This is a genomic window from Halomonas elongata DSM 2581 (genome assembly GCF_000196875.2).
In the GTDB taxonomy this organism is placed as follows: domain Bacteria; phylum Pseudomonadota; class Gammaproteobacteria; order Pseudomonadales; family Halomonadaceae; genus Halomonas; species Halomonas elongata.
Genome location: NC_014532.2, coordinates 292,355 through 317,852, shown reverse-complemented (window position 1 = coordinate 317,852; position 25,498 = coordinate 292,355). Strand labels below are relative to the sequence as shown.

The following is a 25,498-nucleotide window of genomic DNA, read 5'->3' as shown; positions in this document are numbered from 1 at the left end:
TGGATGACAGCCCTGCCCACCGGCAGTAGGCTTGGCAAAACGAATCCGCCAAGTGTAACCCGGTCTGGCGCGGCGCGCCGACCCTTGACCCGGAAGCCCGAACCACGCCATGGATGCCATCGCCCTGGGGCCCGTGCTGCTCCCCCTGCCACGCCTCTACGCTCTTGCCGTCACCCTGTTGCTGCTGGCCCTCAGCGCCTTCCTTCTCGGCCTGCCCCGGCAGCGACACGTGCGATGGTTCAATGGCCTGCTCATCGTCTGGCTGGTGGCGGCCAGGCTCGGTCATGTCGCCCTGCATCCGGCGGCCTATGCCGAGGCGCCACTGGATATCCTCAAGCTCTGGCAGCCCGGCTTCCAGGGCGTGGTGGGACTGCTGGCGGCACTGGCCTGGACGCTGTGGTCACTGCGCGACCGTCTCGGAGCCCTGCTCGGTGCCACGGGACTGACCATCGGCGCTTCGCTGCTGTGGCTGGCCCTGATGGCGCTGGCACCGCTGGGCGGCGGCATGGCCCTGCGCCAGTTGCCCGACATCACCCTGGAGAATCTCGAGGGAGAAAGTGTCGAGCTTTCCTCCCTGAGCGGCGAGCATGTGCTGATCAACCTCTGGGCCACCTGGTGTCCGCCCTGTCGACGGGAGATGCCGTTGCTCGATGAGGTCGACGACCGCGAGGACGTCACCGTGGTAGTGGTCAACCAGGGCGAAGACCTGCTGCCGGTGGTGCGATATCTCGACGAACAGGGCCTCGAATTCAGCCATGCCCTGCTCGATCCTCGCCAGCAGCTGATGGTCGAGAGCGCCTCACCGGGCCTGCCCACCACGCTGTTGTTCGACGCCGAAGGTCGCGGCGTGACCCAGCACGTCGGCGAGCTCACCCGCGCCACCCTGGACGACTGGCTGGGAGCGCGCTGAACGATGCTCGGGAGGCTTAAGCCACGGCCGGCTTTGCTGTAAGATACCGCGCCCTGTATCTCGCGGTCCTCTCCTCATCGCGACCGCGACGCGAGACATGATCCCTAGCATCCCGAGGCACCATGAGCGACTTCTCTCCCGGCCAACGCTGGATCAGCGACGGCGAGGCCGAACTTGGCCTTGGCACCATTCTCAACTGCGACAACCGCAGCGTCACCGTCCTCTTCGGCGCCAGCCAGGAAACCCGCACCTACAGCAGCCGGCAGGCCCCCCTGACCCGAGTGGTCTTTGGCAGCGGCGATCGCATCCAGTCCACCGACGGCTGGCACCTGATCGTCGACGACAGCAAGGAAGCCAATGGCCTGATCACCTACATCGGCGAAAACGAGCAGGGCGAACTCTGCGAACTGCCCGAGGCCAAGCTCGCCGACACCATGCAATTCGACCAGGCCAGGGATCGCCTGCTGACCGGCCAGGTCGATCGCAACGACTGGTTCGACCTGCGTTTCAGGACCCTGCACCATCATCACCGCGTCGAGCAGAACCCCGCCCTGGGCCTGGCCGGCCCACGCGTCGACCTGATTCCCCATCAGCTCTACATCGCCGATGAGGTCGCCCGCCGGCCGTCACCGCGCGTGCTGCTGGCCGACGAAGTGGGCCTGGGCAAGACCATCGAGGCCGGCCTGATCCTGCACCGGCTGCTGCTCACCGGCCGCGCCGAGCGCGCCTTGATCCTGGTACCGGCCAGCCTGACCCACCAGTGGCTGGTGGAATTGCTGCGCCGCTTCTCGCTGGAAGTCACCCTGCTGGACGAACAGCAGAGCCTGGCCCACGGCGATGCCAACCCCTTCGAGGCCGGCCAGCTTATCCTGGCCAGCCAGGACTGGTTGTTCGCCGATCCGCACCGCCAGGCCCAGGCCGAAGCCTGCGACTGGGACCTGCTAATCGTCGACGAAGCCCACCACCTGGAATGGTCCGAAGAACGTGTCGGCCCCGGTTACGCCTGTGTGGAACGCCTCGCCGGCAGCGTACCCGGCATTCTGCTGCTCACCGCCACGCCAGAGCAGATGGGCCAGGAGAGCCACTTCACGCGGCTGCGGCTGCTCGACCCGGACCGCTACCACAGCCTGGCTGACTTCCAGGAAGAGGAGCGCCACTACATCGAGGTCGCCGAGGCCATCGATGCCCTGGAGCGCCTGCCCGGCCAGGAGGAAGATCGTCAACGCGTCGCGGCGGTGATTCACGAGGCCGACAGCCAGGCCCTGCTGGACACCCTGGCCTCGTCGGAAAGCGACGCGGCACAGCGCGACGCCGCCCGCGACCAACTGCGCGATCAGTTGCTGGATCGCCATGGCACCGGCCGGGTGATGTTCCGCAACAGTCGGCGCCACGTCGGCGGCTTCCCCGAACGCCGCCTGCATGTCGATCACCTCGAGCCGCCCGCCGCCTACCGGCGCGTGCTGCGTCGCCTGAGTCGCGACGAGGATTACCTGGACGAACTGCTCATCGAGAGCGGCCTCGACCACCCCGAGGTGCTGGTCTATCTGGACACCATGTACCGGGCACTGGCCAACGATCCCCTGAATGCCGAACCCTGGTGGCAGATCGACCCGCGGGTGACCTGGCTGCTCGAGCGCCTGACCGAGCTGGGCGACGACAAGGTGCTGGTGATCGCCCATGACCGCGAGACCGCCATCGGCCTGTCCGAAGGACTCCGTGTGCTGGGCGGCATGCATGCTCCGGTATTCCACGAAGGGCTCTCGCTGGTGGAACGCGACCGGGCGGCGGCCGCCTTCGCCGACGAAGAGGAAGGCTGCCAGGTTCTGGTGTGCTCGGAGATCGGTTCCGAGGGCCGCAACTTCCAGTTCTGCCATCACCTGGTGATGTTCGACCTGCCGCTGCATCCCGATCAGCTGGAACAGCGCATCGGCCGCCTCGACCGGATCGGCCAGCGCCACCCCATCGAAATGCATGTCCCGGTATTCACGGACAGCCCCGGCGAGCGGCTGCTGCGCTGGTACCGCGACGGCATGGACGCCTTCAGCGCGCCGCATGGCCTAGGCAGCGATATCTATGCCGCCTTCGGCGACGCCCTGGCCGATGCCCTGCTCGACGAAGAAGCGCTGGAAGAAGTCATCGACGAGACCCGCAGCTTCTTCGAGTCCCGACTGGCCGAGCGCGATGCCGGCCGCAACCGGTTGCTGGAGCTCAACGCCTGCCGCCACGAGCGCGCCGAGGCCGTCATCTCGTCGATCCACGAACTGGACACCGACCGTGCCCTGCGCCGCTACATCGACCAGGCTCTGGACATCTTCGGCGTCGACAGCCAGGACCTGGGCGGCGACATCCAGCTTCTGCAACCCAGCCCGCAGATGCTCGATGGCCTGCCCGGCCTGGTAAAAGGCGAGGAAGGCTTCTCGGCGACCTTCTCCCGGGAGCGCGCCCTGGCCCGTGACGACGTCCAGCACCTCAGTTGGGAGCACCCGCTGACCCGCGAGATGATGGCCCGCATCCTCGAAGGCTCCATGGGCAACACCGCCCTGGCACTGCTCAAGCATCCGTCGATTCCCGGCGGACGCCTGATGGCCGAACTGGTCTTCCGCACCCATTGTCCGGCGCCCAAGCGGCTGCACCTCAACCGCTTCCTGCCACCCACTGCGGTTCGCGTGCTGCTCGACGAATCCGGCGCCAACCTCACCGACAAGATCTCCTTCAGCGGCCTGTCGAAGAACCTGAACAAGGTCAAGAAGGCGGTGGCTCGCGACCTGATCAAGAGCCGCCACGACCAGCTCCGCGAGCTGCTCGACCGCGCCGAGACGGAGGCCGAGCGCGAACTGCCGAGCATCGTCGAAGCCGCCCAGGACCGCATGCGCACCGCCCTCGACGCCGAACTGGCACGCCTGGAGGCCCTGGCACGGCGCAATCCCTCGGTGCGCGAGGACGAACTGACCGCCCTGCGCGACGAGCGCGCGACCCTGGATGCCGCCATCGAAGGTACCCGGCTACGCCTCGACGCCGTGCGCGTCATCGTCACCGTGGACGAGGACTCTCGCTAGAGCGGCGTTGCGAAAGCCGGCATGAGTCATGCGCCACATACCGGGCTGAAGGCAGGCAATACTGCCAGCGGCCCGGTATGATCTGCCCTCCCTGGAGTCATCAGGTACTGCTCAGGCCGGCAATCGTGCCCGAAACAACGAAATCCCCAGACCGATGAACAAGCTGCCCATGAGACGCTGGATGTATCGCGTCCAGCGCGGCGAACGCAGTTGCGACACTAACCGGCGCGCCAGCAGGCCATAGCCCACCAGCGTCATGAACGACATCATCATGAATGTCGCAATCAACAGGGCGAACTGCGGCACCAGAGCGCTCTCCGGCACAATGAACTGCGGAAACAACGCCGAAAAGAACAGAATGGCCTTGGGATTGCTGATCGCCACGAGATACCCTTCGAGGAAGGTCCGCCACCGCGACCAGCCTCTCTGCGCAGTAACGGAAGCTGCCGACAGCAAGGGAGTCTCGGCACGGCACTGGCGAATGCCGAGGTACACGAGATAGGCCGCCCCCAGCACCTTGATCAACGAGAACAGCCACTCCGCGGTATGCAGCACGGCACCCAGCCCCAGGGTCGCCAGGCCCGCGACACAGACCAACCCCACGATATTGCCGAGCGAAGACACCATCACGCGCCGCGCGCCACCATTCAGGCTATTACGCATGGCCACCAGGACGGCCGGCCCCGGGCTCATGATGGCAACCGACGCCACCACCACGAACAATAGCCACTCGGATATCTCCATCGTCGCACCTCCCTTCCTTCGCTACGCTATCGGCATCCAGGGCCGGCACCGGCATCGACAAGTGCTTTCGCATCGCGGATATTGGATATTGGTGTCAAACGACGATGGCACCCCGACCATGGAAGCGCAAGACGCCCGGTCACAAGGAAGCGTAACCAGCGGTTGCCTTGCGCAGACAAGATATCTTCCCGGCAATCTGGAGTAACAGCATGCTCGACGATACCGACATGGCACATCTTCGGCGCTGTGTGGCGCTCGCGGCCGAGGCGCTGGAGCACGGCGACGAGCCCTTCGGCAGCGTGCTGGTCGGTGCCGATGGCAAGGTGCTGGCCGAGGACCGCAACCGCATCGCCGGTGGCGATTCGACACGTCATCCTGAGTTCGCCCTGGCTCGCTGGGCCGCGGAGAATCTACCCGCCGAGTCCCGTGCCGCCGCCACCGTCTATACCTCAGGCGAACACTGCCCGATGTGCGCTGCCGCCCATGCCTGGGTGGGTCTTGGGCGCATCGTCTACGCCAGTTCCACGGCACAGCTCACCGCCTGGCTGAACGAATGGGGCATCGCCCCGCCGCCGGTTCGGCCACTGCCCATTCAGGACATCGCGCCGGGCATCGAGGTCGACGGCCCGGCTCCCGGCCTGGACGACGAGATCAAGGCCCTGCAGCGACGCTGCCACGCCTGACTTCGCCCCATTCCCGGCCGGTGCATCAGCCATGACCGCCTCCGCGCTCAGCCTCGTCCGATGATGTCGTCCAGTGCCTCGGCGAGAGTCGGAAAACGGAAGGTGAAGCCTGCCTGTTCGAAGCGCCGGGGGCGCATGTCGGCACCGGTGAGCAGCAACCGGGACATCTCGCCGAACACGCTTTCCAGTACCCAGGCGGGTACGGGCAACAGCGCGGGCCGATTCAGGCGTTGCGCCAACTGCCGGGTGAACTCGGCATTGGTCACCGGCTGCGGTGCGCTGCCATTGAAGGCGCCCTCGTGCGCTTCATGTTCGAGCAGAAAGACGATCATCCGTACCAGGTCCTGACGGTGGACCCAGGGCATGAATTGTCGTCCATGTCCGAAGCGGCCACCCAGACCGAGACGGAATGGCGGCAACATGCGCTGCAGGGTACCGCCGCCTTGATCGAGCACCAGCCCGATACGCAGGATGGCCAGCCGGGTTCCGTATTCCGTCACGTCCTGGGCAGCCTCTTCCCAGCGCCGGCACAGGCGATGGGCGAATTCGTCGTGGGGCGGCGTCTCCTCGTCGACCTCCCGCTCGCCCTGGTCGCCATAGAAGCCCATGGCCGAGCCAGACACCATCACCCGGGGCGCCGTGCCCGTATGCGACAACTGCTCGCACAGGGTGACCAGCTCATGGGTGATGTTGACCCGGGAATCGATCAGACGCTCCTTCTGCGCCTCGCTCCAACGCCGGGCGGCAATCGGCTCGCCTGCCAGATTGACGATGGCATCCGGTGGCGTGTCGACGAAATCCAGCGCCGAGCGGCGGATGTCGGTGCCGCTCGGCAGGCGATCGCGCACGCGTTCGGGGGTTCGCGACACGACCATCGGCCGGTGCCCGCTCTCCTTCAGCAGCGGGCAGAGCGCCTGCCCCACGAAGCCGCTACCGCCAGTGATCAATACGCGCATGGCTCCCTCCTTGATGGCGGTGTGTTATACAACTTTTGTACACCTTTGTTAGTCTAGCCGAGGCGCGGCAATGCTTGCATCGTATCCGGCACGCCACGCGCCGCCTTTCCCCCGACATTACCCGCTGGAGGTCCCGTCATGAACAAGGCCCTGATTCTGATGGCCCACGGCTCGAGCGACCCGCGCTGGCGGGAACCCTTCGAGCGCGTCTATCAGGCCCTCGGCGAGCGGCTTGCCACACCGTTGCGGCTGGCTTACATGGAGCTCAGCGAACCCTCGTTGGAGACGACCGTCGCCGAGCTGGCCGATGCCGGCACCGAGCGCGCCGAGATCCTGCCGCTGTTCTTCGCTGCCGGTCGCCACCTGCGCAAGGACGTGCCGGCTCAGGTGGAAGCGCTCGGCACTCGACATCCCGACATCGCCCTGACACTGCTTCCCCCCGTGGGCGAACATCCCGATTTCATCGAGGCGCTGGCCGCGGTGATCGCCGAACGCGCCGGGGAATGAAGCCATCGGCTTGTACATAACGAACATACTGTACAACAATTGTGGAGACTGCATGTCATCCACCACCACAGCATGAGGCTCGCATGAACGACAAGGCGAATCTCCCGGGCGACACACCCCGCTATCCGATTCGCGAGGTCTCGCGACTGACTGGCGTCAACTCGGTCACCCTGCGAGCCTGGGAGCGCCGCTATGGCCTGCTGCGTCCTCATCGCACGCCCAAGGGGCACCGGCTCTATGCCCGCGAGGACATCGAGCGCGTCGAACGCATCCTGCAGTGGCTGCATCGCGGCGTCCCGGTCAGCCAGGTGCGGGAACTGCTCGAGCAACCCGATACCCCGGCGCGTTACCGTCCCGGCGTCGACGACTGGGCAAGCCAGCGCCAGCAACTGATCGCCGCCGTCGAGGCCCTGGACACCGTCCGCCTGGATGAGCTGTTCAACCAGAGCCTGGCGCTCTACCCGGCCGACGTCTGCGTCGAGAAGCTGTGGCAGCCGATCATTCACAGCCTGGAGGAACGCTGGGACGACCGGCTGGGCGCCTCGCTGCAACGTCGAACCCTGGAAACTTTCCTGCGTACACGCATCGGCACCCGCCTCTACCATGCCAATTCCCGGGCCGACAAGGCGCACGTCCTCGTCGCCCCGCTGCCCGAGGCCGACAGCCCCTTGACGGGCCTGCTGGCGGCCCTGCTGATCAGCGAACAGGGCCATCGCGTCCAGTGGCTGGACGCGCCGCTGCCGCTCCAGGAACTGAACCTGGCGGTGGAGCGCCTGGATGTCGATGCCCTGCTGCTGGCCAGCGGCAAGGCCGAGAAGCCCGACCTGATGAGACGCCAACTGCCCCGGCTCGCCGACCAGCTGGGGGTTCCCCTGGCGCTGTGCGGCCCGGTGGCACGCATCCGGGCTTCGGATCTCGCGGATAGTCGAGTCGCCACCCTCGGCGACGATCTCCCCGTCGCCGCATCACGGCTGGATGCCCTGCTGACCGATACCGCACGCGACGAGGACTGAACGATGCGCCGAACGGCGCTCCGGCCACTCCGATCTGGCATCAGGAGCTTGCAATGCCCCCCAGTCTGATCTGGTTTCGCAGCGATCTGCGCGTGCACGACAACACTGCCCTGGCCGCCGCCGCTTCGGAAGGCCCTGTGGTGGCCGTTTTCCTGCGCAGCACAGCCCAGTGGCTAGAACATGGCCACGGCGCCAACAAGCTGGACTTCTGGCATCGCGGTGTCCTCGCCCTGCGGGCTGCCCTCCACGGGCTGGGGATACCTCTGCTGCACCGCGATATCGACGACTTCGCCGCCGCGCCGGATGCCTTGCTGGCCCTGGCCCGCGAGACCGGCGCCCGCCGACTGCATTTCAATCACGAGTATCCGCTCAACGAGAGGCGGCGCGATGCCAGCGTCGTCGACGCCTTCGAGGCCGCCGGGCTCAGCGCCGTCGGCCACCATGATGGGGTCGCCTTTGCGCCGGGGGAGCTGCGCACCGGCAAGGGCGATTTCTATGGCATCTTCACGCCCTTCGCCAAGGCCTGGCATCGGCAGGTGACACCCGAGCGCCTCGCTCTGCGCGATCTACCCGCCATCCAGGCGTCCTTGCCCGTCGCCAGCGACCCGGAGCCCGAACTCCCGGCGCTCGACACAGCACCCGCCGCTCCGGAAAACTGGCCCGCCGGCGAGAACGCCGCCGCCGATCGCCTGGAACGCTTCCTGCGCTGGCGCGCTCGTCACTATGCCGAGCGGCGGGACTTCCCCGCCGAGAGCGGCACCAGCAGCCTTTCGCCTTACCTGGCACTGGGCATGATCTCCCATCGCCAGTGCCTGCAGGCGGCGCTCGCCGAGAACGACGGGGGACTCGCCGAAGGCGACGCCGGCCTGACCGCCTGGGTCAACGAGCTGATCTGGCGGGAGTTCTATCAGCACGTCGTGGTCGGCTTTCCCGAGGTATGCCGTCATCGCGCCTTCCAGGCACACACCGAGGCACTGCCGTGGCGCGACGACACCTCGGCATGGCGAGCATGGACCGAGGGGCGTACGGGTTATCCACTGGTCGATGCTGCCATGCGCCAGCTACGCGCCACCGGCTGGATGCACAATCGGCTGCGCATGGTCACGGCCATGTTTCTCGCCAAGCACCTGCTCATCGACTGGCGCCACGGCGAACGCTTCTTTCTGCACCATCTGGTGGATGGCGAATTCGCCGCCAACAACGGCGGCTGGCAGTGGGCCGCCTCCACCGGCACCGATGCCGTGCCCTATTTTCGCATCTTCAATCCCATCACCCAGTCGCGTCGCTTCGACCCCGACGGGCGCTTCATCGCCGAGTGGCTACCCGAACTGGCCGACCTGCCCGCCAAGGAGCGCCATGATCCATCCCCCGAACAACGCGCGGCCAGACGCTATCCCATGCCGATCGTCGAGCACCGTGCCGCACGCGCCAGAGCGCTCGAAGCCTTCAAGGGGCTGGGCCCGGAAGAGGCCCGTCAGGGGCATGAGTCGCCACCCGCACACCCTGAAACGAGGCAACCGGCCCGCGCGGCGTGCATTCGACGAACGCGAACAGTAGACTAGGCGATGCCGCCTGGCGGTCGCATGCCGTGAAACGGCATACAGTAATCTCGACTCTCGGAACGATTCAGTGACCAAGCAACATTCCTTTGATCGCGAAGCACTGCTGGCATGCAGCCGTGGCGAGCTGTTTGGCCCCGGCAACGCCCAACTGCCGGCACCCAACATGCTGATGCTCGATCGCATCGCACACATCCATGAAGAGGGTGGCGAATACGGCAAGGGCGAAGTGATCGCCGAGCTGGATATCCACCCGGATCTATGGTTCTTCGACTGCCACTTTCCCGGCGACCCGGTGATGCCGGGCTGCCTGGGCCTCGACGCCATGTGGCAGCTGGTCGGCTTCTACCTGGGCTGGCTGGGGCATCCGGGACGTGGCCGCGCGCTGGGCTGTGGCGAGGTCAAGTTCAGTGGTCAGATACACCCCGATGCCGAGAGGGTGACCTATCGTATCAACATCAAGCGCATCATCACCCGGCGCCTGATTCTGGGTATGGCCGACGGCACTCTGGCTGTCGACGGCCGCGACATCTATCAGGCCAACGACCTGCGGGTCGGCCTGTTCACCTCCACCGCGAATTTCTGATCAGGAGGCTCCCATGCGACGAGTGGTAGTCACCGGCCTGGGCATCGTGTCCTGCCTGGGCAACGACGCACAACAGGTTCTCGAGGCGCTACGCCTGGGACGGTCAGGCATTCGCTTCAAGGACGACTACGCCGAGCGTGGCTTCCGCAGTCAGATCGCCGGCGTCGTCGATATTGACCTGGAAGCATTGGTCGACCGCAAGCTGCGCCGCTTCATGGGCGACGCAGCCGCCTATGCCTATGTCTCCATGGCCCAGGCCATCGAGGATTCGGGCCTGGCACCGGATCAAGTCTCCAACGAGCGTACCGGCCTGATCGCCGGTTCCGGCGGCGCCTCCAGCGCCAACCAAGTGGAGGCCGCCGATGTCATGCGCGAGAAGGGCCTGCGCCGCGTCGGGCCCTATCGCGTCACCCGCACCATGGGCAGTACCGTCTCGGCCTGCCTGGCCACGCCTTTCGAGATCAAGGGCGTCAACTACTCGATTTCTTCGGCCTGCGCCACCTCGGCCCACTGCATCGGCAACGCCATGGAGCAGATCCAGCTCGGCAAGCAGGATGTGGTCTTCGCCGGTGGCGGCGAGGAAGAGCACTGGACCCTGTCCTGCCTGTTCGACGCCATGGGCGCGTTGTCGACCCATTACAACGAGTCCCCCGAGCAGGCGTCCCGCCCCTATGACCAGAGCCGCGACGGCTTCGTCATCGCCGGTGGCGGCGGCATGCTGGTACTCGAGGAGCTGGAGCACGCCAAGGCCCGCGGCGCCAAGATCTATGCCGAGCTGGTCGGTTACGGCGCGACCTCCGACGGTCACGACATGGTCGCTCCCTCCGGGGAGGGCGCGGTGCGCTGCATGCGCCAGGCATTGGCCACCGTGGATGGCGATATCGACTACATCAACACCCATGGCACCTCCACGCCGGTGGGCGATGTGGCCGAACTCAAGGCGGTTCGCGAAGTCTTCGGCGACACCACGCCGGCGATGAGTTCAACCAAGTCGTTGACCGGCCACTCGCTGGGCGCCACCGGGGTTCAGGAGACCATCTACTCGCTGCTGATGATGGAGCACGACTTCATCGCCGCCTCGGCCAACGTGGAGAACCTCGACGAGCAGGCCGCCGGTTTCGACATCGTCACCGAGCGGCGCGACGCCTCGCTGGAGCGCGTGCTCTCCAACAGCTTCGGTTTCGGTGGCACCAACGCCTGTCTGGTGCTGCAGCGATATCGCGACTGACGCTCACGACGCCGAAAGCCGCGTGACACGACGAAGAGGACGCCCCAGGGCGTCCTCTTCGTTTTCCAGCTCTCGCCTGACCTCAGCCCGGCAGGGTTTCGCCGTCGGGGGCCGGGCGTTCGTCGCGCGGGCGCGGCACCTCGGAGATCTCGGCGAGCTGCGCCTCGATCCAGGCCTCGGTCTCGGCCAGCACCTCTTCCGCACTACGCCCGACGGTCTCGATGGGCTCGCCGACCACCAGCGTCAAGCGCCCCGGGCGCTTGACCCAGTGACGCCCCGGCCAGCGCTCGCCGGCATTGTGGGCCACCGGCACCACCGGCATGCCGGCCCGGCAGGCGATCACCGCCCCGCTCTTGTTGTAACGTCGCCGCTGGCCCGGCTCGACCCGGGTGCCCTCCGGGAAGATCAACACCGAAAGCCCTTCCTCGAGACGCTGCTTGCCCTGGGTCAGTACCTGTTTCATGGCGCGAGCGGGCTTGGAGCGATCCAGCGCGATGGGATGCAGCAGGCGCAGCCCCCACCCAAAGATCGGGATATTGAGCAGCTCCTTCTTGAGCACCGTGCATACCGGCGGCTTGAGCAACTGCAGGTAGACCGTCTCCCACTCGCACTGATGATTGGCCAGCAGGACACAGGGGCCGTCGGGCAGGCGCTCGCGGCCACGCACGTCGTAGCGTACGCCACAGACCAGCCGGAACCAGGCGATGATGAAGTGGTTGTAGAGGTTGAGCAGGCGATAGCGGCTCGCCAGCGGCAGGAAGGGAGCGGGCGGCAGGAACAGCACGCCGCAGATGAGCATGGCCAGAAAATAGCCGATATAGAAAACCGTGCTGCGAATCACATTCATGCCTTCCCGGGCTCCTCTTCCGTGCCAGCATCTTCATCCCTCGCCAGACACCACAGGTCCAGCATGCGGCCCACCTCGAGTCGCCAGGGTTTCTGGTGGACGCCGAAAACCTCCAGCACGCGACGGCAGTTGAGCACCCGGCGCAACGGCTGATCATGGTGGTGACTCAGCGCCTTGACGCTGCCCAGTTCGACCGACTCGCCGCGCCCTTCGAGACGCGTGGCCAGTTGAGTGCGAACCATGGAGACGAAGGTATAGGCGCTGACCGGCTCCGTGCCGGCCAGGTGATAGCTGCCCCAGGCATCGGCGCCGCAATGTTGCTGCTGCAGCATGCCGATCAGCGCCATGGCCACGGCATCGGACGACGTGGGGCAGAAGATGACGTCCGAGGCGGCACGCACTTCCTCACCATTCGCCAGGCTGTCGAGCAATTCGCCGAGCCAAGCATGGCTGCCCTCCAGGGCGAAAAGCGGCCCGACTCGCACGATCAGGTGACGAGGCAGCTCGGCACGAATACGCTCTCCCGTACTCACCAGGCGTCGCAGGCCTTCGTCCCGGGGCTGGGGCACCACATGCTCATCGATGACCCCTTCGAAGCCCTCCTCGTAGAGCTGATCGGAAACGCACCAGACCAAGGGCACATCGCGTTCACGACAGGCCCGCATGCAGGCTTCCACGGCTTCGGCATGCGCCGTCACCGCGGACGGATCGGCACTGATCGGATGCGATAGTGGAGGGATGATCAGAGCGTCGGGGGCGACTTCATCAAGACGTTCGGGCGCCAGGTCCAGCCCGGGCTCGATGACCAGCTCGACATCGCTGCGCCGGTTACTCTCGCGGGCCAGCGCCAGGCTAAGACAGTGACCGGCGTCCAGTATCAGTAACTTCACGGCGGCTCCTTGCTCGATCATGGGATGACCGCGTCACATCACGCGCCCTGGCGAATGGCGCATTGGCGGTCCAAGGCCCCGCATTTTACACGATCTCCCGGAGACACGCGGCCACTTCATCGACGCTCGTCCTCCATCCGCCGCAGAGAGGATGTTCGCCCCTGAAGAGAGCCTTGACCTCAACCAGGCTTGAGGCTCTATAAACTGGCGTATCACTCGCCCCATCCCCAGGAGACACGCCAGATGTCACAGCCCATCGATTCCATTGACGGCAACCGATCACACCATGCACCGGCCCCGAACCCGCATGCCAACCCGAGCGAGGCCAACACGACGAAACGGGCCTTGCTGCTGGGTTACGCGCCCCAGACGCTGGAGGCGCTGCGCGATGAGCTGACCGAGCTCGGCGTCGCAACGGGCGGTACGGCATCGCTCGTCCATCTCGAGAGTCCCGAGTTCGACGTCGCCATTCATGCCCCCGGCACCTCCTCGGCCGAACGCCGCCAGGCCCGCGAACTCCTCGGATCACACGCGTCGCTCATCGAGGCCCCGGCAGCACTCGCCGTTTCCCGGGCCGCCTCGGCCCTCGAAGGCGAAGCACCGCCCGCCATCGACCTGGACGCCTACTGCGCACGAATCGGCTATCGGGGGCCCCGGGAAGCAACCTTCCACACCCTGGCGACCTTGCAGGAACAGCACCCCGCCGCCATCGCCTTCGAGAACCTCGATGTCCTGATGGACAAGGGCATCGACCTGGCGCCCGAGCGCATCGATGCCAAGCTGATCGACGCTCGGCGCGGCGGCTACTGTTTCGAGCACAACGCGCTCTTCAAGCGCGCCCTCACGGCCATGGGCTTCCAGGTGGACGGCTTGATCGCGCGCGTACTCTGGCAGGCCCCGGCGGGCAGCGCACCCAACCTGCCGACCCACATGGCACTGCGCGTCTGGCTGGACGATACGCCCTGGCTGGTCGACGTCGGCTTCGGCGGCAACATGCCCACGACGCCGCTCGACATGACCACCAGCGCGCCACAACCGACGCCTCACGGACTCTACCGAGTGCTCCCCTTCGGCGATGGCTGGCGGCTACAGGTATGGATCGAGGATCGCTGGCGTTCTCTCTATGAGCTGGCACCGACCCCGCAGCTCGACATCGACTACGAACTGCCCAACTGGTACACCGCCACGCATCCCGACTCGCACTTCCGACATCGCCTGACGGTGGCACTCAGCACCCCGGAGGCACGCTACAGCCTGGCGGATCAGCGCCTCACGGTACGCACGACCGACGGACAGCAGACTCGTACCCTGCTGGACGCCGACGGCCTGGAGCGCACCCTCCACGAGACCTTCGGCCTGGACGTCGGTCCCGACTGGCGACCACTGCTCGAGCGCATTGCCGAGAGCTGAAGAGCGCTGGCACCGGACAGCGAAACGCCCCGTCGAAGCGGGGCGTTTTCTGGGTCATGGCGAATCCCCCGCGAAGGGAATGCCTTAGAACGGGATCTCGTCGTCGAAGTCGTCGAAGCTGCCCGGGTCGGGGGCACCATAGTTGCCGCCCTGCTGGCCACCCTGGTTGGGGGCCGGCTGCTGCGGCGGACGCTGCGGCTGACCACCGCCGTAGTTGCCACCTTGCTGCTGCGGCGGTTGCTGCGGCTGGCCGCCGAAACCACCTTGCGGCTGCTGCTGGGGCTGGCCACCAAAGCCGCCCTGCTGTTGCTGCTGCGGCTGGCCGCCACCGAAGCCACCCTGCGGGGCGCCGCCCATCTCGCCGCCGCGCGAGTCGAGCATCTGCATGTCGTTGGCGACGATCTCGGTGCTGTATCGGTCCTGACCGTTCTGGTCCTGCCACTTGCGAGTCTGCAGGCGCCCCTCGATATACACCTTGGAGCCCTTGCGCAGGTACTGCTGGGAAATCTCGGCCAGCTTGTTGAACATCACCACCCGGTGCCATTCGGTACGTTCCTGACGCTGACCGCTCTGACGGTCGGTCCAGGTATCGGTGGTTGCCAGGTTGAGGTTGGCCACCGCGGTACCGGAGGGCGTGAAGCGCACTTCCGGGTCCTGCCCGAGGTTGCCGATGAGTATGACCTTGTTGACGCCACGGGCCATGGTTGACTCCTTATCGAATACGTAGTGCTGCGGATTCCTTGGCGCCGGTACACCGGCACCACCATCATGTCAGGGTCTCACGACCCGGTGGGTTCAAACACCGTCCTGCTTCTCGCCCCGGGCGACCAGTTCCGCCAGGGCCTGCTCATCGAGATGCTGACGGTCGACCTTGAGGTAGGCCAGCCGTTCCTCGGGTACCACCAGCACGTCCTCGACCCCGGCCACATCGGCGAACTTCGCCATCAGGGTGTCCAGGGCATCGTCGCGATATCGCTCGTCCAGTGCGACCACTTCGCTGGAAAGATGCCGTGGCGGCGCCATGCCGACCATCAACACCAGCCAGACGCCTCCCAGCATGGCACATCCCGCGAACACTGCGGAGAGTCCCCACTGCTGGGACAACCAGCCCCCCAGCACTCCGCCCAGGAAGGCCCCCAGGAACTGGCTGGTGGAGTAGAGCCCCATGGCCGTCCCCTTGGCGCCGGCCGGTGCCAGCTTGCTGAGCATCGACGGCAGGGTCGCTTCGAGCAGGTTGAAGGCCGTGAAGAACACCAGCAACCACACCAGCAGGCCACGCAGTCCCTCGGCAAAACCGGCCAGGCCGATCAGACTCAGGGTGATCGCCACGATGGCCCCCAGGCACACGGTCTTCATCCGGCGCTGTTTCTCGGCCACGATCACCAGGGGCACCATGGCGACGAAGGCCACCGCCATGACGCCGAGATACACCCAGCCATGCTGCGCGCTCTCGATCCCGGCATCGACCAGACGGAACGGCACGGCGACGAAGATCGCCATCAGGATAAGATGCAGGGAAAAGATCGAGACATCCATACGCCACAGGTCGACCCGTCCGAGGATGCTGGCGAGCTGGCCGCGGTCCAGCCCCACATCGCGATGGCGGCTGCGCCGGGGCGCCGGAGGCACCAGCTTCCACAACACGGCCAGCCCCACGGCGGAGAGGCCGGCGGTGAACCAGAACACGCCGGTCAGGCCGAAATGGGTCGAGACCAGCGGCCCCAGGACCATCGCCACGGCGAAGGCTACACCGATCGACAGGCCGATGGTGGCCATGGCGGCGGTGCGCACCTGCTCGCGGGTCTGGTCGGCAAGCAATGCCATGATCGCCGCCGCCACCGCGCCACTGCCTTGCAGGCAGCGGCCGATGATGATGCCGGCGATGCTGTCGGCCTGGGCCGCCACCATGCTGCCGATCATGAACAGGCAAAGCCCGAAGGCGATGACCGGCTTGCGCCCGATACGGTCGGAGACCAGACCGAACGGGATCTGCAGAATGGCCTGGGTCAGGCCGTAGATGCCGAGTGCCAGGCCGACCAGCAGCGGCGTCGCACCGCTCAGGTTGTCGGCATGCAATGCCAGCACCGGCAGCACCATGAACAACCCCAGCATCCTCGAGGCGTATAGCCCGGCCAGGCCGGCAATGGCACGTCGCTCGGAAGCCAACAGCAGTCCAGAGACCTTTCGCATAGGAATCGCGTTTCCGTGAACGGGCTGGCGCCCTTGAATGGACCGCATATTCTAGCGGTTCGCCACCACCCGGGGAAAGCCGAAGCGAGGCAAGGCTTTGCCGGGGCCACGAGCAGCCACGTATAATCGAACTTTTGCCGCGTCTCGCGAGGTGGGAATGGACAAGATTCTGGTCAGGGGTGCGCGCACCCACAACCTCCAGCAGATCGACGTCGAGTTGCCGCGGGACAAGCTGATCGTGGTCACCGGCCTGTCCGGTTCGGGCAAGTCGTCACTGGCCTTCGACACCCTCTATGCGGAGGGTCAGCGCCGCTATGTGGAATCGCTCTCCACCTATGCCCGCCAGTTCCTGTCGATGATGGAAAAGCCGGACGTCGATCACATCGAGGGGTTGTCGCCGGCGATCTCCATCGAGCAGAAGTCCACGTCCCACAACCCTCGCTCCACGGTCGGCACCATCACCGAGATCTACGACTACCTGCGCCTGCTGTATGCCCGCGCCGGTACGCCGCGCTGCCCGGAGCATGGCGAGGATCTCGAGGCCCAGACCATCTCGCAGATGGTCGATCAGGTCACGGCCCTGCCCGAGGGCAGCAAGCTGATGCTGCTGGCGCCCGTGGTCAGTGGTCGCAAGGGCGAGCACCTGCAACTGCTCGCCGAGCTGCGCGCCCAGGGCTTCGTGCGCGCCATGGTCGATGGCCAGGTGCTCGAGCTCGACGACATCGCTCCGCTGGACAAGAACAAGAAGCATGACATCAGTGTGGTGGTCGACCGCATCAAGGTTCGCGAAGGCCTGTCGCAGCGCCTGGCCGAGTCCTTCGAGACGGCGCTGGGGCTGGCCGATGGCACCGCCGTGGTGCATTTCATGGACGGCGAGGCCGAGGATATCGCCTTCTCGTCACGCTTCGCCTGCCCGGTGTGCGGATACTCCATCGCCGAGCTCGAGCCGCGGATGTTCTCCTTCAACAACCCGGCCGGCGCCTGCTCCACCTGCGATGGCCTGGGCGTCCAGCAGTTCTTCGCGCCGGACAAGCTGATCAGCCACCCGGAACTGTCGCTGGCCGAGGGCGTGATCAAGGGCTGGGACCGGCGCAGCGTCTACTACTTCAACCAGCTCCAGGCGGTGGCCAATCACTATCGCTTCACCCTGGAAACGCCCTGGCAGGACCTGGCTCGCCACGAACGCGAGCTCATCCTCCACGGCAGCGGCAGCGACGACATTGCCTTCAGCTACGTCAACGACCGTGGCCGCAAGGTGACTCGGGAGCACCCCTTCGAAGGCGTGCTGCCCAACATGCAGCGCCGCTACCGGGAAACCGAGTCCAGCGCGGTGCGCGAGGAGCTCGCCCGCTACATCTCGACCCAGGCCTGCCCGGCCTGTCATGGCAGCCGGCTACGCAAGGAAGCCCGCCACGTCTACATCGATGAGCGCACCCTGCCGGATGTGGTGTGCCTGCCTATCGGCGAGGCACTGGACTATTTCCAGGGACTCTCGCTGCCCGGCCGCCGCGGCGAGATCGCCGAGAAAATCCTCAACGAGATTCGCGCACGGCTGGAATTCCTCGTCAACGTGGGGCTCGACTATCTCAACCTGGAGCGCAGCGCCGAGACGCTTTCCGGCGGCGAAGCCCAGCGCATCCGCCTGGCCAGCCAGATCGGCGCCGGCCTGGTGGGCGTCATGTACATCCTCGACGAGCCCTCCATCGGCCTGCACCAGCGCGATAACGACCGCCTGCTCCAGACCCTGGAGCGCCTGCGCGACCTGGGCAATACCGTCATCGTGGTCGAGCACGACGAGGACGCCATTCGGGCCGCCGATCACGTGCTCGACATCGGTCCGGGAGCCGGCGTGCATGGCGGTCGCATCGTCGCCCAGGGCACGCCCGACGACATCATGGCGACGCCGGACTCGCTGACCGGCCAGTATCTGGCCAGGCAACGACGCATCGAGATACCGCCCTGGCGCATCCCCGGCAACCCCGAGAAACAGCTCGTGCTGTCCGGCGCCTCCGGCAACAACCTGCAGGATGTCACCCTGACGCTGCCGCTGGGGCTCTTCGTCTGCGTGACCGGCGTCTCGGGATCCGGCAAGTCGACGCTGATCAACTCGACGCTGATGCCCATTGCCGCCCGCGAGCTCAACCGCGCGACCGCGCTGAGCCCCGCCGCCTACGAGAGCATCGAAGGGCTCGAGGAACTGGACAAGGTCATCGACATCGACCAGAGCCCCATCGGTCGCACACCGCGCTCCAACCCGGCCACCTACACCGGCATCTTCACGCCGATCCGCGAATTGTTCGCCGGCACCCAGGAAGCCCGGGCACGCGGCTACAAGCCGGGGCGTTTCTCCTTCAACGTCAAGGGCGGGCGCTGCGAGGCCTGTCAGGGCGAGGGCATGATCAAGGTGGAGATGCACTTCCTGCCGGACATCTACGTGCCCTGCGATGTCTGCAAGGGCAAGCGTTACAACCGCGAGACCCTCGAGATCGCCTACAAGGGCAAGAGCATCCACGAAGTGCTCGAGATGACCGTCGAGGAGGCCCTGGAGTTCTTCTCCCCGGTGCCGGCCATCGCCCGGCGCCTGCAGACGCTGATGGATGTTGGCCTGTCCTACATCCGTCTCGGCCAGAGCGCGACGACCCTGTCCGGCGGCGAGGCACAACGCGTCAAGCTCGCCCGCGAGCTGGCCAAGCGCGATACCGGCAAGACGCTCTACATTCTCGACGAGCCGACCACCGGCCTGCACTTCGAGGATATCCGCCAGTTGCTCACGGTGCTGCACCGCCTGCGCGATCACGGCAACACCATCGTGGTCATCGAGCACAACCTGGACGTAATCAAGACCGCCGACTGGCTCATCGACCTGGGCCCCGAAGGTGGCTCCGGGGGCGGGCGCATCATCGCCGAAGGCACCCCCGAGCAGGTCGCCCAGCAGGAAGCCTCGCACACCGGCCGCTTCCTCAAGCCGATGCTGGAACGCGCCAAGGCAACCAAAAGCGAGCCGGAAGCAACGGCCTAACAACCAGCTGTAAGCACCGCATGAAACCCCGCAGGCACAGGCTTGGCGGGGTTTTCTTATGGCTTACGGATCAAAGCTTACGGCTAAAAAAAACCGGCTCCCCTGGGGGAGCCGGTTTTCGTATCGGTCTCGGTCGCGCGGCGAGGATCAGTCCTCGGCGGCTTCCTCGACGACCGGACGGTCGACCAATTCGACGTAGGCCATGGGGGCGTTGTCGCCGGTGCGGTAGCCGCACTTCAGCACACGGACGTAACCGCCCGGGCGCTCGGCGTAACGCGGACCCAGCTCGTTGAAGAGCTTGCCGACCGTTTCCTTGGAGCGGGTGCGGCTGAAGGCCAGGCGCCGGTTGGCGACGCTGTCCTGCTTGGCCAGGGTAATCAGCGGCTCGATATGACGACGCAGTTCCTTGGCCTTGGGCAGGGTTGTCTTGATCACCTCGTGCTCGACCAGCGACACGCACATGTTCTTGAACATGGCCTGACGATGTGAGCTGGTGCGATTCAGATGACGACCACTCTTACGATGACGCATGGTTGTGATTCCTTACCAAACTGGGACTCGAGTCGACGCTCACGCGGAGGCCTTGTCGTCCTTCAGGCTAGCGGGCGGCCAGTTTTCCAGCCGCATGCCGAGGGACAGGCCGCGGGCGGCCAACACGTCCTTGATCTCGTTCAACGACTTCTTGCCGAGGTTCGGGGTCTTGAGCAGCTCCACTTCGGTGCGCTGGATCAGGTCCCCGATGTAGTAGATATTCTCGGCCTTCAGACAGTTGGCACTGCGAACGGTCAACTCGAGATCGTCTACGGGGCGCAGCAGGATCGGATCGATGTGATCCTCTTCCTCCTCGACTTCCTGTTCCTTGTCGGCTTCCAGGTCGACGAACGCGGCCAGCTGCTCTTGCAGGATGGTGGCGCTGCGACGGATCGCCTCTTCCGGATCCAGGGTACCGTCGGTTTCCAGATCGATGATCAGCTTGTCGAGGTCGGTGCGCTGTTCGACACGCGCAGCCTCGACGGAATAGGAAACACGACGCACGGGGCTGAAGGTCGCATCCAGCTGCAGGCGGCCGATGGCGCGAGACTCGTCGTCGGCATCGCCACGCACGTCGGCCGGCTCGTAGCCACGGCCGCGCGCAATCTTGAGCTGCATCTTCAGCTCTGCACCCTCGTTGACGTGGGCGATGACATGCTCGGGATTGACGACCTCGACATCATGGTCGAGAGCGATGTCACCCGCGGTCACGACGGCCGGGCCCTGCTTGTTCAGCGAGAGCACCGCCTCGTCGCGGCTATGCATCTTGATCGCCACGTCCTTGAGGTTCAGGAGGATTTCGATGACATCTTCCTGGATACCCTCGATCGCGCTGTACTCATGGTCGACCCCGGCGATCTCGGCTTCCACCACGGCACAGCCGGGCATGGACGAGAGCAGGATACGACGCAGTGCATTCCCCAGCGTGTGGCCGAAACCACGCTCGAAGGGTTCGAGCACGATCTTCGCGTGGTGTGCGCTGATCTCTTCGACCTTGATATCGCGAGGACGGAGAAACTCTGTCACTGAACGCTGCATATGAACACCTTTCAGGCTGCCAAACGGATACTCGGTTCTGGGAGCCGCTCCCCGTCATCGGGAAGCGGCGCGGCCAGGCCGCTTACTTCGAGTACAGCTCGACGATCAGGTTTTCGTTGATGTCGGCAGACAGGTCACCGCGTTCAGGCAGAGCCTTGAAAGTGCCTTCCATCTTCTTGGCATCGGTCTCGACCCAGGCCACGTCGCCACGGTTGGCGGCGATACCGAGGGCATTCTGGATGCGGGCCTGGTTCTTGGCCTTCTCACGGACGGAGACCACATCCCCCGGCTTGACCTGGTAAGAGGCCACGTTGACGGTCCTGCCGTTGACGGCGATCGCCTTGTGGCTGACCAGCTGACGTGCCTCGGAACGCGTGGAGCCAAAGCCCATGCGGTAGACGACGTTGTCCAGTCGGGATTCGAGCAGCTGCAGCAACAACTCGCCGGTCGCGCCCTTCAGACGGGCCGCTTCCTTGTAGTAGTTGCGGAACTGCTTTTCGAGTACGCCGTACATACGACGTACTTTCTGCTTCTCGCGAAGCTGCAAGCCGTATTCGGAAATACGCTGACGACGCTGGCCGTGCACACCCGGGATCTGCTCGGATTTGCACTTCTTCTCGAAGGGAGTCACGCCACTCTTCAGAAAGAGGTCGGTGCCTTCACGACGAGACAGCTTGCACTTCGGTCCAATGTAACGAGCCATGAATCTGTCTCCTTAAACGCGGCGTTTCTTCGGCGGACGGCAGCCATTGTGGGGAATGGGCGTCGCGTCGGTGATGCTTTGCACGCGGAAGCCGGCGGCATTGAGTGCACGCACGGCGGATTCACGACCCGGACCGGGGCCTTTGACCAGCACGTCGACGTTTTTCACACCATACTCGGCTGCAGCGGTCGCTGCACGTTCGCTTGCCACTTGAGCAGCGAACGGGGTGCTCTTGCGAGAACCACGAAAACCCGAACCACCGGCAGTCGCCCAGGAGAGCGCATTGCCCTGGCGGTCTGTGATCGTAATGATCGTGTTGTTAAAAGAGGCGTGGATATGCGCAACCGCATCCACTACCTGCTTTTTAACCTTTTTACGGTTGCTACGCGGGTTAGCCATGTTGATGTCTATTCCTGTCGTTACGCCAGAACGTGCGTGTTATTTGCGGATCGGCTTGCGCGGGCCCTTACGGGTACGCGCATTGGTCTTGGTACGCTGACCGTTCAGCGGAAGACCACGACGATGACGCAGACCACGATAGCAACCCAGGTCCATGAGACGCTTGATGTTCAGCGTCACATCACGACGAAGATCGCCTTCAACGGTATACTTGCCGACCTCGGTCCGCAGAGTGTCCACTTCTTCCGAGGACAGCTCCTGAACCTTGGTGGTCGGTGCGATGCCGGCCGCGACACAGATTTCCTGAGCGCGCGTACGGCCAATCCCGAAGATATAGGTCAGCGAGATCGCCGCATGCTTGTTGTCCGGGATATTGACGCCTGCTATACGGGCCATCAGCTTACTCCGAAGTTTGCGAAAAGCCGCTTGAATGGCGACACGGGCGAATCGCTTGGTTGCGTTCCGCGCCGCTCGCCGATTCACTCGGCGTTTTCTTGAGCGGCTTGCTCGTTAATCATCTATAAAAGGCGCAACAGCATACCCCTTTCCCTCTTGAAGGGCAAGGGGCATGCCGGCACCCGGTTCATTACAGCCCAGGGCTTCAGCCCTGACGCTGCTTGTGCCGCGGCTCGCTGCAGATGACGCGCACGGCGCCATTGCGACGAATGATCTTGCAGTTACGGCACATTTTCTTCACGGAAGCTCGAACTTTCATCGTTCTTTCTCCAAATTCGGCTCGCGGCGCGCCAAATCGAGCGGCGGCGCCTTCAGCGCATCATGCCGCCGCTGCCGTAGCCTTTCAGGTTCGACTTCTTCATCACCGATTCATACTGATGCGACATGAGGTGCGACTGCACCTGGGCCATGAAGTCCATGATGACCACGACCACGATCAACAGCGAGGTACCGCCGAAGAAGAACGGCACGTTCCAGGCCACGATCAGGAACTGGGGCATCAGGGAAACCGCAGTGATGTAGAGAGCACCGAACAAGGTCAGACGAGTCATGACCTTGTCGACGTAGCGAGCGGTCTGCTCACCGGGACGGATCCCCGGCAGGAAGGCCCCCGACTTCTTGAGATTGTCGGCGACATCCTTGGGGTTGAAGACCAGCGCTGTGTAAAAGAAGCAGAAGAATACCACCGCCGCCGCGAAAAGCAAGATGTAAAGCGGCTGGCCGGGACCCAGAGCCTGGGATGCCCGTTGCAGCCACTCCATGCCATCCCCGGCACCGATCCACTGCCCCAGCGAGGCCGGGAACAGCAGGATGCTCGAGGCGAAGATCGCCGGAATCACGCCTGCCATGTTCACCTTCAGCGGCAGATAGCTGCTCTGGCCGGCATACATCTTGTTGCCGACCTGACGACGCGGATAATTCACTGTGAGGCGGCGCTGGCCGCGCTCGATGAACACCACGAAGGCCACGGTGGCGATGCCCAGCGCGGACAGGGCCAACAGCGGCAGCACGTTCCAGGCACCATCGTTGCGGGCAAGCTCGAAAGCCTGACCCACGGCACCCGGCAACCCGGCGACGATCCCGGAAAAGATCAGCAGCGAAATGCCGTTGCCGATGCCCTTCTCGGTAATCTGCTCACCCAGCCACATCAGGAACACCGCCCCGCAGACGAACGTCACGATGGCGGTGAAATAGAAGCTGAAATCGGCCGTATAGGCGATCCCTTGACTCGCCAGACCCACCGACATGCCGGTGGCCTGAACGAGTGCCAGGAGCACGGTGCCGTAGCGCGTGTACTGGCTGATCTTGCGACGGCCGGCCTCGCCCTCCTTCTTCAACTGCTCGAGCTGAGGCGAGACGGCGGTCAGCAGCTGCATGATGATCGACGCCGAGATGTAGGGCATGATGCCCAGGGCGAGGATACTCATGCGTTCCAGGGCACCGCCCGAGAACATGTTGAACATGCCCAGGATGGTGCCCTGCTGCTCCCTGAACAAGGCAGCAAGCTGGTCAGGATTGATACCGGGAACGGGGATGTGGGCACCGATACGGTAGACCACGATGGCGAGGAGCACGAAGCGCAGACGCGCCCACAGTTCACTCAGACCGCTGCCCATCGCCGGCATGTTTCCTGACTTGGCCATTTAGTCCTCTACCTTGCCGCCGGCGGCTTCGATCGCGGCACGGGCACCCTTGGTGACCTTGAGGCCGCGGACGGTAACCGCCTTGTTCAGTTCGCCGGAAAGGATAACCTTGGCATAGCGCGTGGCATCCTTGAGCACGTTGGCCTGCTTGAGGGTCTCGAGGGTGACTTCGCCACCTTCGACCCGGGCCAGCTCGGCCAGACGGACTTCCTGGGAAGCCAGCGCCTTGGCGGAGGTGAAACCGAACTTCGGCAGACGACGCTGCAGCGGCATCTGGCCGCCCTCGAAACCGGGCTTCACGCTACCGCCGCTGCGCGACTTGAGGCCCTTGTGGCCACGGCCACCGGTCTTGCCCAGACCGGAACCCATGCCACGACCGACGCGCTTTTCGGCGTGCTTGGAGCCCGGTGCCGGGCTCAGGCTATTGAGTTTCATGGATTACTCTCCCTCAACACGCACAAGGTAGTTGACCTTGTGGATCATGCCGCGGACGGCAGGGGTGTCTTCCAGTTCGACCGTATGACCGATGCGACGCAGGCCGAGGCCTTTCATGGTGGCCTTGTGCTTGGCCAACACGCCGATGGTACTGCGGGTCTGGGTAACCTTGATCGTTGCTGACATGGTCCTTACCCCGTGATCGCTTCGACTGACAGACCGCGCTTGGCGGCCACGTCTTCCGGCGATCGCTGGGCGGTCAGACCGTTGACGGTCGCCCGCACCACGTTCACCGGGTTGGTGGAGCCGTAGCACTTGGCCAGGACGTCGTGAACACCGGCCAGCTCGAGCACAGAGCGCATGGCGCCACCGGCGATGATCCCGGTACCTTCGGAAGCCGGCTGCATGTACACCTTGGAGGCACCGTGACGGGCCTTGACGGAGTACTGCAGAGTGTTGCCGGCCAGGTTGACCTTGACCATGTTGCGACGAGCTTGGTCCATGGCCTTCTGGATCGCCACCGGAACCTCACGAGCCTTGCCGCGACCGAAGCCGACACGACCGTTACCGTCGCCCACGACGGTCAGGGCGGTGAAACCGAAGATTCGGCCACCCTTGACCACCTTGGCGACACGGTTGACCTGCACGAGCTTTTCCTGCAGATCGCCGTTTTGCTGTTCGTTCTTCGCCATCGT

At 65.0% G+C, this 25,498-nt stretch carries 26 protein-coding genes; 10 read left to right on the top strand and 16 right to left on the bottom strand.

Annotated features, from left to right (window positions below):
- Positions 1-109: 109 nt before the first annotated feature.
- The gene (locus HELO_RS01455; protein WP_013331033.1) at positions 110-910 is read left to right on the top strand and encodes a TlpA disulfide reductase family protein; all 801 of its coding nucleotides are present in this window, start codon (positions 110-112) and stop codon (positions 908-910) included.
- A gap of 122 nt (positions 911-1,032) precedes the next feature.
- The gene (rapA, locus tag HELO_RS01450; RefSeq protein WP_013331032.1) at positions 1,033-3,966 is read left to right on the top strand and encodes an RNA polymerase-associated protein RapA; all 2,934 of its coding nucleotides are present in this window, start codon (positions 1,033-1,035) and stop codon (positions 3,964-3,966) included.
- A 111-nt stretch (positions 3,967-4,077) separates the two neighbouring features.
- Here rapA and HELO_RS01445 read toward each other — a convergent pair whose 3' ends face one another.
- Positions 4,078-4,710: a LysE family translocator gene (locus HELO_RS01445; protein WP_013331031.1), complete on the bottom strand. Its 633-nt coding sequence runs from the start codon at positions 4,708-4,710 to the stop codon at positions 4,078-4,080.
- Positions 4,711-4,919: 209 nt separating this feature from the next.
- Here HELO_RS01445 and HELO_RS01440 point away from each other — a divergent pair, with 209 nt between their 5' ends.
- Positions 4,920-5,393, top strand: coding sequence for a nucleoside deaminase (locus HELO_RS01440; protein WP_013331030.1), 474 nt, complete (start codon positions 4,920-4,922; stop codon positions 5,391-5,393).
- 47 nt (positions 5,394-5,440) lie between these two features.
- Here HELO_RS01440 and HELO_RS01435 read toward each other — a convergent pair whose 3' ends face one another.
- Positions 5,441-6,349: a TIGR01777 family oxidoreductase gene (locus tag HELO_RS01435; protein ID WP_013331029.1), complete on the bottom strand. Its 909-nt coding sequence runs from the start codon at positions 6,347-6,349 to the stop codon at positions 5,441-5,443.
- A 138-nt stretch (positions 6,350-6,487) separates the two neighbouring features.
- Here HELO_RS01435 and HELO_RS01430 point away from each other — a divergent pair, with 138 nt between their 5' ends.
- From HELO_RS01430 to fabB, 5 genes are all read left to right on the top strand, one after another.
- Positions 6,488-6,856 carry a sirohydrochlorin chelatase gene (locus tag HELO_RS01430; RefSeq protein WP_013331028.1) on the top strand — a complete coding sequence of 123 codons (369 nt, stop codon included), beginning with the start codon at positions 6,488-6,490 and terminating at the stop codon, positions 6,854-6,856.
- 83 nt (positions 6,857-6,939) lie between these two features.
- Entirely contained in the window at positions 6,940-7,869 is a 930-nt protein-coding gene (locus HELO_RS01425; RefSeq protein ID WP_013331027.1) for a MerR family transcriptional regulator, read from the top strand.
- A 53-nt stretch (positions 7,870-7,922) separates the two neighbouring features.
- A complete protein-coding gene (gene phrB / locus HELO_RS01420) occupies positions 7,923-9,431 on the top strand; it encodes a deoxyribodipyrimidine photo-lyase (protein ID WP_013331026.1) in 1,509 nt (502 codons plus the stop codon).
- Between the two features lie 67 nt (positions 9,432-9,498).
- Positions 9,499-10,014, top strand: a complete 516-nt coding sequence (gene fabA, locus HELO_RS01415; RefSeq protein ID WP_013331025.1) for a 3-hydroxyacyl-[acyl-carrier-protein] dehydratase FabA — start codon at positions 9,499-9,501, stop codon at positions 10,012-10,014.
- Between the two features lie 13 nt (positions 10,015-10,027).
- Positions 10,028-11,242 carry a beta-ketoacyl-ACP synthase I gene (gene fabB / locus HELO_RS01410; protein WP_013331024.1) on the top strand — a complete coding sequence of 405 codons (1,215 nt, stop codon included), beginning with the start codon at positions 10,028-10,030 and terminating at the stop codon, positions 11,240-11,242.
- A gap of 82 nt (positions 11,243-11,324) precedes the next feature.
- Here fabB and HELO_RS01405 read toward each other — a convergent pair whose 3' ends face one another.
- Positions 11,325-12,089 carry a lysophospholipid acyltransferase family protein gene (locus HELO_RS01405; RefSeq protein WP_013331023.1) on the bottom strand — a complete coding sequence of 255 codons (765 nt, stop codon included), beginning with the start codon at positions 12,087-12,089 and terminating at the stop codon, positions 11,325-11,327.
- Complete coding sequence (locus HELO_RS01400) at positions 12,086-12,979, bottom strand: sugar nucleotide-binding protein (protein ID WP_041601836.1); 894 nt, start codon at positions 12,977-12,979, stop codon at positions 12,086-12,088. The genes HELO_RS01405 and HELO_RS01400 overlap by 4 nt, the downstream gene beginning before the upstream one ends.
- A 243-nt stretch (positions 12,980-13,222) precedes the next feature.
- Here HELO_RS01400 and HELO_RS19310 point away from each other — a divergent pair, with 243 nt between their 5' ends.
- Complete coding sequence (locus HELO_RS19310) at positions 13,223-14,389, top strand: arylamine N-acetyltransferase family protein (RefSeq protein WP_013331021.1); 1,167 nt, start codon at positions 13,223-13,225, stop codon at positions 14,387-14,389.
- 84 nt (positions 14,390-14,473) lie between these two features.
- Here the strand turns inward: HELO_RS19310 and ssb are convergent, their stop codons facing one another.
- Entirely contained in the window at positions 14,474-15,091 is a 618-nt protein-coding gene (gene ssb / locus HELO_RS01390) for a single-stranded DNA-binding protein (RefSeq protein WP_013331020.1), read from the bottom strand.
- Between the two features lie 93 nt (positions 15,092-15,184).
- Positions 15,185-16,579 (bottom strand): MFS transporter, encoded by a 1,395-nt coding sequence (locus HELO_RS01385; RefSeq protein WP_013331019.1) that lies wholly within the window; start codon positions 16,577-16,579, stop codon positions 15,185-15,187.
- 157 nt (positions 16,580-16,736) lie between these two features.
- Between HELO_RS01385 and uvrA the strand changes: the two genes are divergently transcribed.
- Positions 16,737-19,598, top strand: coding sequence for an excinuclease ABC subunit UvrA (uvrA, locus tag HELO_RS01380; protein ID WP_013331018.1), 2,862 nt, complete (start codon positions 16,737-16,739; stop codon positions 19,596-19,598).
- 147 nt (positions 19,599-19,745) lie between these two features.
- Here uvrA and rplQ read toward each other — a convergent pair whose 3' ends face one another.
- From rplQ to rpsE, 10 genes are all read right to left on the bottom strand, one after another.
- Positions 19,746-20,129 (bottom strand): 50S ribosomal protein L17, encoded by a 384-nt coding sequence (rplQ, locus tag HELO_RS01375; protein ID WP_013331017.1) that lies wholly within the window; start codon positions 20,127-20,129, stop codon positions 19,746-19,748.
- Between the two features lie 39 nt (positions 20,130-20,168).
- Positions 20,169-21,167 carry a DNA-directed RNA polymerase subunit alpha gene (locus tag HELO_RS01370; RefSeq protein ID WP_013331016.1) on the bottom strand — a complete coding sequence of 333 codons (999 nt, stop codon included), beginning with the start codon at positions 21,165-21,167 and terminating at the stop codon, positions 20,169-20,171.
- Positions 21,168-21,249: 82 nt separating this feature from the next.
- Positions 21,250-21,870: a 30S ribosomal protein S4 gene (rpsD, locus tag HELO_RS01365; protein WP_013331015.1), complete on the bottom strand. Its 621-nt coding sequence runs from the start codon at positions 21,868-21,870 to the stop codon at positions 21,250-21,252.
- Positions 21,871-21,882: 12 nt separating this feature from the next.
- Positions 21,883-22,269 carry a 30S ribosomal protein S11 gene (rpsK, locus tag HELO_RS01360; RefSeq protein ID WP_013331014.1) on the bottom strand — a complete coding sequence of 129 codons (387 nt, stop codon included), beginning with the start codon at positions 22,267-22,269 and terminating at the stop codon, positions 21,883-21,885.
- Between the two features lie 39 nt (positions 22,270-22,308).
- Positions 22,309-22,665: a 30S ribosomal protein S13 gene (gene rpsM, locus HELO_RS01355; RefSeq protein ID WP_013331013.1), complete on the bottom strand. Its 357-nt coding sequence runs from the start codon at positions 22,663-22,665 to the stop codon at positions 22,309-22,311.
- Between the two features lie 205 nt (positions 22,666-22,870).
- Positions 22,871-22,984 carry a 50S ribosomal protein L36 gene (gene rpmJ / locus HELO_RS01350; RefSeq protein WP_008959154.1) on the bottom strand — a complete coding sequence of 38 codons (114 nt, stop codon included), beginning with the start codon at positions 22,982-22,984 and terminating at the stop codon, positions 22,871-22,873.
- 52 nt (positions 22,985-23,036) lie between these two features.
- Positions 23,037-24,368, bottom strand: a complete 1,332-nt coding sequence (secY, locus tag HELO_RS01345) for a preprotein translocase subunit SecY (protein WP_013331012.1) — start codon at positions 24,366-24,368, stop codon at positions 23,037-23,039.
- Positions 24,369-24,803, bottom strand: coding sequence for a 50S ribosomal protein L15 (gene rplO / locus HELO_RS01340; RefSeq protein ID WP_013331011.1), 435 nt, complete (start codon positions 24,801-24,803; stop codon positions 24,369-24,371).
- Between the two features lie 3 nt (positions 24,804-24,806).
- Positions 24,807-24,989 carry a 50S ribosomal protein L30 gene (gene rpmD / locus HELO_RS01335; protein WP_013331010.1) on the bottom strand — a complete coding sequence of 61 codons (183 nt, stop codon included), beginning with the start codon at positions 24,987-24,989 and terminating at the stop codon, positions 24,807-24,809.
- Between the two features lie 5 nt (positions 24,990-24,994).
- Positions 24,995-25,495, bottom strand: coding sequence for a 30S ribosomal protein S5 (gene rpsE, locus HELO_RS01330; protein ID WP_013331009.1), 501 nt, complete (start codon positions 25,493-25,495; stop codon positions 24,995-24,997).
- Between the last annotated feature and the right edge of the window lie 3 nt (positions 25,496-25,498).